This window comes from Hoylesella buccalis ATCC 35310, from assembly GCF_000177075.1.
Taxonomy (GTDB): domain Bacteria; phylum Bacteroidota; class Bacteroidia; order Bacteroidales; family Bacteroidaceae; genus Prevotella; species Prevotella buccalis.
Genome location: NZ_ADEG01000071.1, coordinates 1 through 7,828, shown reverse-complemented (window position 1 = coordinate 7,828; position 7,828 = coordinate 1). Strand labels below are relative to the sequence as shown.

11 protein-coding genes are annotated in these 7,828 nt (G+C 42.9%); 3 read left to right on the top strand and 8 right to left on the bottom strand.

Annotation, left to right across the window (positions count from 1 at the left end; genetic code table 11):
- Nucleotides 1-103: 103 nt before the first annotated feature.
- Nucleotides 104-1,273, bottom strand: coding sequence for a carboxynorspermidine decarboxylase (gene nspC / locus HMPREF0650_RS07740; RefSeq protein WP_040562877.1), 1,170 nt, complete (start codon nt 1,271-1,273; stop codon nt 104-106).
- Nucleotides 1,274-1,377: 104 nt separating this feature from the next.
- On the opposite strand from nspC, the gene HMPREF0650_RS07735 reads away from it, so the two are divergent.
- The 3 genes from HMPREF0650_RS07735 (at nt 1,378) to HMPREF0650_RS07725 (ending at nt 3,532) form a co-directional block, all read left to right on the top strand.
- Nucleotides 1,378-1,986 carry a beta/alpha barrel domain-containing protein gene (locus HMPREF0650_RS07735; RefSeq protein ID WP_004349777.1) on the top strand — a complete coding sequence of 203 codons (609 nt, stop codon included), beginning with the start codon at nt 1,378-1,380 and terminating at the stop codon, nt 1,984-1,986.
- Nucleotides 1,987-2,050: 64 nt separating this feature from the next.
- Nucleotides 2,051-2,989, top strand: coding sequence for a ribose-phosphate pyrophosphokinase (locus HMPREF0650_RS07730; RefSeq protein WP_004349775.1), 939 nt, complete (start codon nt 2,051-2,053; stop codon nt 2,987-2,989).
- Nucleotides 2,990-3,001: 12 nt separating this feature from the next.
- Nucleotides 3,002-3,532, top strand: a complete 531-nt coding sequence (locus HMPREF0650_RS07725) for a TlpA disulfide reductase family protein (RefSeq protein ID WP_245543480.1) — start codon at nt 3,002-3,004, stop codon at nt 3,530-3,532.
- A gap of 210 nt (nt 3,533-3,742) precedes the next feature.
- On the opposite strand, the gene HMPREF0650_RS12765 is transcribed toward HMPREF0650_RS07725, so the two are convergent.
- From HMPREF0650_RS12765 to HMPREF0650_RS12470, 7 genes are all read right to left on the bottom strand, one after another.
- Complete coding sequence (locus HMPREF0650_RS12765) at nt 3,743-3,901, bottom strand: DUF4295 domain-containing protein (protein WP_004349773.1); 159 nt, start codon at nt 3,899-3,901, stop codon at nt 3,743-3,745.
- Between the two features lie 15 nt (nt 3,902-3,916).
- Nucleotides 3,917-4,105 (bottom strand): 50S ribosomal protein L33, encoded by a 189-nt coding sequence (gene rpmG, locus HMPREF0650_RS07720; RefSeq protein ID WP_004349772.1) that lies wholly within the window; start codon nt 4,103-4,105, stop codon nt 3,917-3,919.
- Nucleotides 4,106-4,110: 5 nt separating this feature from the next.
- Nucleotides 4,111-4,374, bottom strand: a complete 264-nt coding sequence (gene rpmB, locus HMPREF0650_RS07715) for a 50S ribosomal protein L28 (protein WP_004349771.1) — start codon at nt 4,372-4,374, stop codon at nt 4,111-4,113.
- Between the two features lie 150 nt (nt 4,375-4,524).
- Nucleotides 4,525-5,049, bottom strand: a complete 525-nt coding sequence (locus HMPREF0650_RS07710) for a CinA family protein (RefSeq protein WP_004349770.1) — start codon at nt 5,047-5,049, stop codon at nt 4,525-4,527.
- 64 nt (nt 5,050-5,113) lie between these two features.
- A complete protein-coding gene (gene tsaD, locus HMPREF0650_RS07705; RefSeq protein ID WP_004349768.1) occupies nt 5,114-6,142 on the bottom strand; it encodes a tRNA (adenosine(37)-N6)-threonylcarbamoyltransferase complex transferase subunit TsaD in 1,029 nt (342 codons plus the stop codon).
- A gap of 93 nt (nt 6,143-6,235) precedes the next feature.
- Complete coding sequence (gene map, locus HMPREF0650_RS07700) at nt 6,236-7,099, bottom strand: type I methionyl aminopeptidase (protein WP_040562875.1); 864 nt, start codon at nt 7,097-7,099, stop codon at nt 6,236-6,238.
- A 195-nt stretch (nt 7,100-7,294) separates the two neighbouring features.
- A complete protein-coding gene (locus HMPREF0650_RS12470; RefSeq protein ID WP_004349765.1) occupies nt 7,295-7,753 on the bottom strand; it encodes a hypothetical protein in 459 nt (152 codons plus the stop codon).
- Nucleotides 7,754-7,828 lie beyond the last annotated feature (75 nt).

Below are 7,828 nucleotides of genomic sequence, written 5' to 3'. Positions count from 1 at the left end.
CCCTTTTACAAGGGACATTTCTCCAAATGCTGTGCAAAGGTAATGCTTTTTTCTGACTGTACAAATAAAATCATCATTTTTTTCTGAACAGATTGCTATTTCTTCAATCCATCCTAGCTGCATAGTCGTCAAAAGTATATTTGCGTAGCATTTCTAATTCGCCATCCTGACGCAAGAAACCTATTGCTGGATGCCCCACTCCATTGAACATGTTGGTCTTGACCGTAGTGTAGTGCATCATATCCTCAAAAATGATGTTTTCACCTATCTGCAGTTCATGGTTGAAGTGCCAAGAACCCATGAAGTCGCCACTGAGGCACGAGTTTCCACCTAATCTATATATATGTTCTTTGGTTGGCAGGTGGTTTTCCTCCTCAACGATATCGGCAAACCGCACCGTTGGCACGTATGGCATTTCCAAGCAGTCGGGCATGTGACACGTAAAGCTCACGTTGAGGATAGCCGTTCGGATGCTATGATCTTCTACCACATCGACAACCTGAGCCACCAGTGGCCCCGTTTGCCATGCAAAGGCGCTGCCAGGCTCTAAGATGACTTTCAAATGAGGGTATTTTTTCTTAAAATCAAGAAGGGTTTGTACCAACAAATTGATATCATAATCCTTGCGCGTCATCAAGTGTCCACCGCCGAAATTAATCCACTTGATCTGTGAAAACCAGGGAGAAAACTTCTCTTCAATATGCGCAAGCGTTCGCTGAAACACATCAGCACCGCTCTCACAATGACAATGACAATGAAATCCAGTGACCACTGAAGGCAACTCGCAAGGTAGTTTATTAGCCGTTACGCCAAATCTTGTTCCCGGCGCACATGGGTTATACAAATCTGTACCCACCTCAGAATATTCAGGGTTGATACGCAAGCCCACGTTAACGGATGGATTCACGCATTTGACAGTTTGCCCGAAACGTTCCAATTGTGATAGGGAATTAAACGTGAGATGGCTTGACAGGCGGGCTATCTCTTCAATCTCATCTTCCTCATAGGCAGGAGAATAAGTATGAGTAGGAGCGCTAAATATGTGAAAACCCAATAAGGCTTCATTCAGTGAGCTGGCTGTAGTACTGTGAATATACTCGCGAAAGACCGGAAAAGTTTTCCACAAGGCATAGGCCTTAAACGCCAATATAATCTCCACGTCGGCTCTCTCGGCTACGCTGCTGATTAACTGAAGATTTCGTCTCAGTTTTGTTTCTTCAAGAATATAGATGGGTTTCCTTATGTTCTCAAATGTTCTCGCGTCAACTTTCATGTTTCCTAGATACATATTTCTGGGCAAAGGTAACTTTTTATTTCTTATAAAATTGCTAATTTGATATTATTTTCATACATTTGCAACATCAAATCAAAATAGTGATGAAGCTCGTAATCATGACTAAATCCACATTTTTTGTGGAAGAAGATAAAATACTGACAGCCCTTTTCGATGAAGGAATGGACAACTTGCATTTACACAAGCCTGGTTCGTCACCCCTTTATTCAGAGCGTTTACTGTCACTGCTACCCGAAAAGTACCACAAGAGAATTACGGTTCACGAACACTATTATCTGAAGAACGAATACAACTTATCAGGAATTCATCTGGACCAATTAACTGATCAGCCGCCCGCAGGCTATCGGGGACGGATTACTCGCAACTGCTCAGATCTGAGTTTGCTGAAGGAAACGAAGAAAAAAGCTGATGACATCTTTTTGACCTACATCTTCGACAGCATTGAGGAAGAAAATCATAAAGCCAACTTTAACATGCAGCAAATTGAAGAAGCTGCCAAAAGGGGACTCATTGACCGACACGTTTTTGCCGCGGGAGGCATGAATATAGACAATGTAAAGCTGGCCAAGGATTATGGCTTCGGCGGAGTGGTAATAAGAGGTGACTTGTGGAGCAGGTTTGATATCCACAACGAGACGGATTTCAAAGATTTGATGGCACACTTTGAAAAACTACGAAAGGTTGTCGGATAGGAACATGAATCCTTACAATTGAAGAATATTCTATAACACTATAAATCATAAATGCTAATTAGTAATGAGTGACAAAGACTCTTTTTTAATCTTCTCAGGTACAAAATCGAGATACCTTGCAGAGAAGATCTGCGCAAGTTTGAATTGCCCATTGGGAAAGTTGGTCATGACGAAATTTTCTGATGGTGAATTTGCAGTGTCCTACGAACAATCCATTCGTGGACAGAATGTTTTCCTCGTTCAAAGTACATTCCCCAACTCTGACAACCTGATGGAGCTGTTACTGATGATCGACGCTGCAAAACGTGCGTCGGCAAGACACATCATTGCTGTAATTCCTTATTTCGGATGGGCTAGACAAGACCGCAAAGACAAGCCAAGAGTGAGCATTGGTGCCAAACTCGTTGCCGACTTGTTAAGTTGCGCCGGCATAGACCGCCTCATTACAATGGATCTCCATGCCGATCAAATTCAAGGATTTTTCAACGTTCCCGTGGATCATCTATACGCCTCTGGCGTTATGCTCCCCTATCTGCAGAGTCTGAAGTTAGATCAACTAGTCATCGCTTCTCCAGACGTTGGTGGATCCAAACGTGCCAATACTTATGCAAAATACCTTGGTTGCCCACTCGTTTTGTGCAATAAGACCCGCGCTCGCGCCAATGAAGTGGAAAGCATGCAGATTATTGGTGATGTCAAAGGAAAGAATGTTGTCTTGATTGATGACATGATAGACACGGCAGGCACCATCACTGTGGCAGCCGATGTCATGAAGAACGCCGGTGCCATCAGCGTGAGAGCACTGGCATCACACGCTGTGATGAGCGGTCCAGCTACAGAAAGAGTGCAAGCCTCATCCATTGAAGAAATTGTCTTTACAGACTCCATTCCATACACTCAAAGATGCTCCAAGATTAAACAACTGTCTGTTGCAGACATGTTTGCAGAGACCATCCGCCGTGTAATCAACAATGAGAGTATCTCATCACAATATTTAATTTAATCCCAAGCAACTATGATGAAGCCATCCACGCTTATTGCAATCACCTTGATGAGTACCTTTGTACTCACAGGGTGCCAATCAAAAAAGAAAGACAAACAGCCGGAAGCGCAGCAAGTAGCTGTTCAAGACAATACGATTCCTGACATCAAGATGAACGACATCAATGGAAACGAAACTTCCGTCAAAGTCGAAGTGGCCAAAAATAAGATTACCATTCTTGACTTTTGGGCCAGTTGGTGTGGCCCCTGCGTCCAAGAAGCACCAAGTGTGGTGGCACTCTACAACGACTATCATGCTAAAGGATTGGGCATCATTGGCATCTCTCTCGATAAGGACGAGGCTTCGTGGAAACAAGCTGTAGACAAACTGGACATGAAATGGACACACCTTTCAGACCTCCAGGGATGGGATAATGCTGCCGCCCAACTATTTAATGTCAACTCCATACCGCATACGGTTGTGGTTGACGAGCAAGGTACCATTCTCGTTCAGGGACTCAGAGGTGATGACCTGCGCCAATTTATTGCAGAAAAGTTGGACTAACCTTCTATTTTACAATGATAATCCATAATGCAGGAGGAAGCCTATACGCTTCCTCCTGTTTCTGTTTTCTACACTATGTAACATCTTTATCGAATAACCACTCAAACAAAAAACCACAGGCCTTATGGAAATCTATCCATAGAGCCTGTGGCTTTTATCAAGTGAAAAGATAAATGACCTGCATTCATCTTATCCAAATTTCGATAAATATTAGTTCTTAAAGAAGTCTTTCACTGCTTCGTTTGGAACCATTTGCTCATCAAAAACGTAAGCACCCGTCTTTGGGCTCTTCACCATTTTGATTACCTTTGTATATGCTCGACCATCCATCTTACCTTCATGGAGGGTAGCGACCGCTTTCTTTGCCATTCTATAATCTCCTTATTACTTAATTTCCTTATGAAGAGTCATCTTCTTCAAAATAGGATTGTACTTCTTTAACTCAAGACGCTCAGGAGAATTCTTACGATTCTTCGTCGTTATATAACGACTTGTTCCTGGCTGTCCACTATCCTTCATCTCGGTGCATTCCAAGATTACCTGTACTCTATTACCTTTTGCTTTCTTTGGCATAATGACTATTCTCCTACTACTTTAATGTCTTTCCAATCGCAATAGCCATTAGAAACGGCTTTCTTCAACGCTGCGTCAAGACCGACTTTATTAATGAGACGAAGACCAGCCGCACTGATCTTAAGGCTAATCCAGCAACCTTCTTCTACATAATAGAATTTTTTGCTGAATAGGTTTACGTCAAAGCTGCGCTTTGTACGATGCTTTGAGTGAGACACATTGTTACCAATCTGTGCCTTCTTTCCTGTGATTTGACAAATCTTAGACATTGCTATCTTAAATTATTGTTTTCGTTTTGATACTTATTCCAAACAGGGTGCAAAATTACAAATATTTATCGAAAACCCAAAAGAAATCTTGAAAGAATCCTTTTTATTAAGTTTTTTTGATGTTTTACCATGTAGCAATACTATTTTGCATTACTTTTCCACTTGATTGGCAGGTTGGCGTTCGGGTGCGTTTTCCTGTAGATATTCTAAGAAAAGACGCAGTGCTTTGTTAGTTGCGATATTCAAATTAAGATCTCTACCTTGATCTTCCGTCAGCTGAAAGGTCCTGATGTCGTCTTTCGCTCCATATCCTATCCAAATGGTACCAACGGGTACCTCTGGTGTTCCTCCGCCTGGACCGGCGACACCAGTGATGGAAATCACATAGTCGCAATCCAATGTTTCACAAAGCCCTACGGCCATTTGTCTTGCCACCTCTTCACAGACGGCCGTTTGCGCTTCAATCACCTCGTGATCAACACCCAGCAACTTCTCTTTCACATCATTGCTATAAGCGATGATACCGCCTTTAAAGTAATTGGAAGCACCCGGAACGGCAATGATGACTTCCGCAATGCGACCGCCCGTACAGCTTTCTGCCGTCCCAAGCGTTTTCTTTGTATCGTACAACATCTGTTGTATCTCACGACTGATAACTTTACTTCCAAAGTCCATTTCTATAACTGTTGCCTTCTGTTTTATCCTATTAGTCAGATCTTCGCATGATGTGTCAGCCTACTTATTTAAACGTTACTTTACTGAATGCTGGTTTATCGATGCTGCAAAAATCTTTGTCTAGATATTTATAATAACCTGTGATGCCAATCATAGCTGCGTTGTCTGTAGTATAACTGAATTTAGGAATATAGATAGTCCATCCATATTTCTCAGCGTGTTCACGGAAAGCGTTACGCAAACCGTTGTTGGCCGACACCCCACCGGCAACGGCAACATGGTTGATGCCTGTTTCTTTCACGGCCATTCTCAGTTTGTTCATGAGGATATCCACAATGGTAAACTCAAGACTTGCTGCGATGTCATTTTTATGGTTCTCTATGAAATCAGGTTCTTCAGCCACCCATTTGCGTAAGTTATACAAAAATGAGGTCTTCAATCCCGAAAAACTATAATCCATACCAGCGACGTGTGGCTCTGCAAATTTGTAAGCATGCGGATTCCCCTGCCGTGCCAATTTATCGATGATGGGTCCTCCGGGATATCCAAGTCCCATCACCTTCGAGCATTTGTCTATCGCCTCACCGGCGGCATCGTCAATAGTCTGTCCCAGCACCTGCATGTCGTTGTAGGCGTTGACCTTCACAATTTGCGAGTTACCACCCGACACCAACAAGCAAAGAAATGGCAACGGAGGCAATTGATGGTCGTCATCGACCTCTTTGATGAAGTGTGCCATGACATGACCTTGCAGATGATTGACATCTATCAAAGGGATGCCCAGGGAGCGAGCGAAACCTTTGGCAAAGCTCACCCCTACGAGCAGCGACCCCATCAGGCCTGGCCCGCGCGTAAAGGCTATTGCACTTAATTGTTCTTTGGTGATGCCCGCGCGTTTCAACGCCTGATCCACAACAGGCACTACGTTTTGTTGATGAGCGCGTGACGCCAGTTCCGGCACTACCCCACCATAGGCTTCATGTACGGCTTGCGAAGCCGTTACATTGCTCAACAACACATCATTGCGGAGAACGGCTGCTGACGTGTCATCGCAACTGCTCTCTATACCTAATATATATATGTCTTCCTTCATGATTTCTTTCTTTCCTTCAGCGGGGCGCAGTCAGCGGCTTCTTCGCATCTTTACAGCACCATCAAAGCTATTTAACTGCACCATCAAAGCTATTTAGTGTGTCAAAATCTCAACGCCGTGTTCGGTCATCACAAAAGTATGCTCCCACTGCGCACTGGGCAGCTCGTCGCCAGTAACGATTTCCCAGCCGTATGGATCTTCTGCATCGATGAAAACTTTCCAGGTACCCATGTTAATCATCGGTTCTATGGTAAACACCATACCCGGCACCAGCAACATGCCGGTGCCTTTGTGACCAAAGTGCATGACATCAGGTTCTTCGTGAAATTTTATTCCAACGCCGTGTCCGCATAAGTCTCTTACAACTCCATAATGGTATTTTTCGGCATGTTTCTGAATAGCGTGGCCAATATCGCCCACAAAGCTATAGGGCTTGGCTGCTTCCGCACCAATCTCCAGGCATTCTTTCGCAACGCGTACCAGCTGCTCTTTCTCCGGAGTTGTCTTTCCGATGATGAACATGCGCGAGGCATCTGCGTAATAGCCGTCCACGATGGTCGTCATGTCCACATTGATAATATCACCGTTTTTCAGTACATCTTCTTTCTTGGGAATGCCATGACACACCACTTCATTGATACTGGTACAAACACTTTTAGGGAAGCCTTCATAATTGAGACAAGCAGGAATGGCATGGTGCTCTTCGCAATATTTCATGCAGATATCATCGATTTCCTGCGTATTCATCCCCTCGTGAATCTGTTTGGCCACTTCGTCCAGCACACCCGTGTTCACGACGCCTGACTTTCTGATACCTTCTATTTGCTCCGGAGTTTTGATTAATTCGCGAGTGGGAACCAGTTTACCCTTATTTTCCCAGTACATCACCTGTTTGTCAAGATCAGTTAAGGGCTGCCCTGACAAGGCATGCCATCTTTTCTTCTTCTTAAAATTCATCTGCATACTTAAATTTACCAAGTGTACAAAAGTACACCAAATTACAGACACCACAAAATTTATTCAACCTTTTTAAGTTAGCAAACAACACGGTAGAGACAAACCAGCAAGTTTTGCACTTCGATTTTGAATCTGCATTTACAGTATTAAAGGTACTATAAATTAGCTAGATTACCAACTTTTAAAGCATCTTTCTTATACCGAACACAGGTTAGTAGACTCATAGATATTGGCAGGAACCTGGACTTCAAATATGACACCACTTTCGCCATTTATAGTAGGGATAGCCTTCAAGGTAATCTTTTTCTTAGGCAAACCTTTCATCATTGTCTCATTAATGTAAATATCAACATTCTTTGTCATTAAGAATAAATCTGTTATTTGGTTCTTTTTTACATCTAATAATGCCACGTACCATTCTCGGTTTTTTGTATCCCTCAACAAGATATGAGCATCCCACATATCATCGGTCACATCATAACTGTTAACAACAGGATGAATCCATGTCTCGTCCTGTTCACCCACACCTTCATTTGCATAGTCCCATAACCAAATTGGATATCGCAAAAAATCTTCAAGGCTTGTATCTTCTATTGGCTTAGAAGACCCGTATTGTAGTTCAAGCTTTTTCTTCCTATTGAAAAATATTCCCATAATATATTCCTTTTAAGTTAGCTTTCATCATCTTTTGTTTGGTTTCAAGCCCTATGATTATTTTATATAATTTGT

Excerpts from the sequence above, each read along its gene's own strand:
- nspC (WP_040562877.1), bottom strand. The coding sequence starts at position 1,273 with ATGAAAGTTGACGCGAGAACATTTGAGAACATAAGGAAACCCATCTAT.
- HMPREF0650_RS07735 (WP_004349777.1), top strand. The coding sequence starts at position 1,378 with ATGAAGCTCGTAATCATGACTAAATCCACATTTTTTGTGGAAGAAGAT.
- HMPREF0650_RS07730 (WP_004349775.1), top strand. The coding sequence starts at position 2,051 with ATGAGTGACAAAGACTCTTTTTTAATCTTCTCAGGTACAAAATCGAGA.
- HMPREF0650_RS07725 (WP_245543480.1), top strand. The coding sequence starts at position 3,002 with ATGATGAAGCCATCCACGCTTATTGCAATCACCTTGATGAGTACCTTT.
- HMPREF0650_RS12765 (WP_004349773.1), bottom strand. The coding sequence starts at position 3,901 with ATGGCAAAGAAAGCGGTCGCTACCCTCCATGAAGGTAAGATGGATGGT.
- rpmG (WP_004349772.1), bottom strand. The coding sequence starts at position 4,105 with ATGCCAAAGAAAGCAAAAGGTAATAGAGTACAGGTAATCTTGGAATGC.
- rpmB (WP_004349771.1), bottom strand. The coding sequence starts at position 4,374 with ATGTCTAAGATTTGTCAAATCACAGGAAAGAAGGCACAGATTGGTAAC.
- HMPREF0650_RS07710 (WP_004349770.1), bottom strand. The coding sequence starts at position 5,049 with ATGGACTTTGGAAGTAAAGTTATCAGTCGTGAGATACAACAGATGTTG.
- tsaD (WP_004349768.1), bottom strand. The coding sequence starts at position 6,142 with ATGAAGGAAGACATATATATATTAGGTATAGAGAGCAGTTGCGATGAC.
- map (WP_040562875.1), bottom strand. The coding sequence starts at position 7,099 with ATGAATTTTAAGAAGAAGAAAAGATGGCATGCCTTGTCAGGGCAGCCC.
- HMPREF0650_RS12470 (WP_004349765.1), bottom strand. The coding sequence starts at position 7,753 with ATGGGAATATTTTTCAATAGGAAGAAAAAGCTTGAACTACAATACGGG.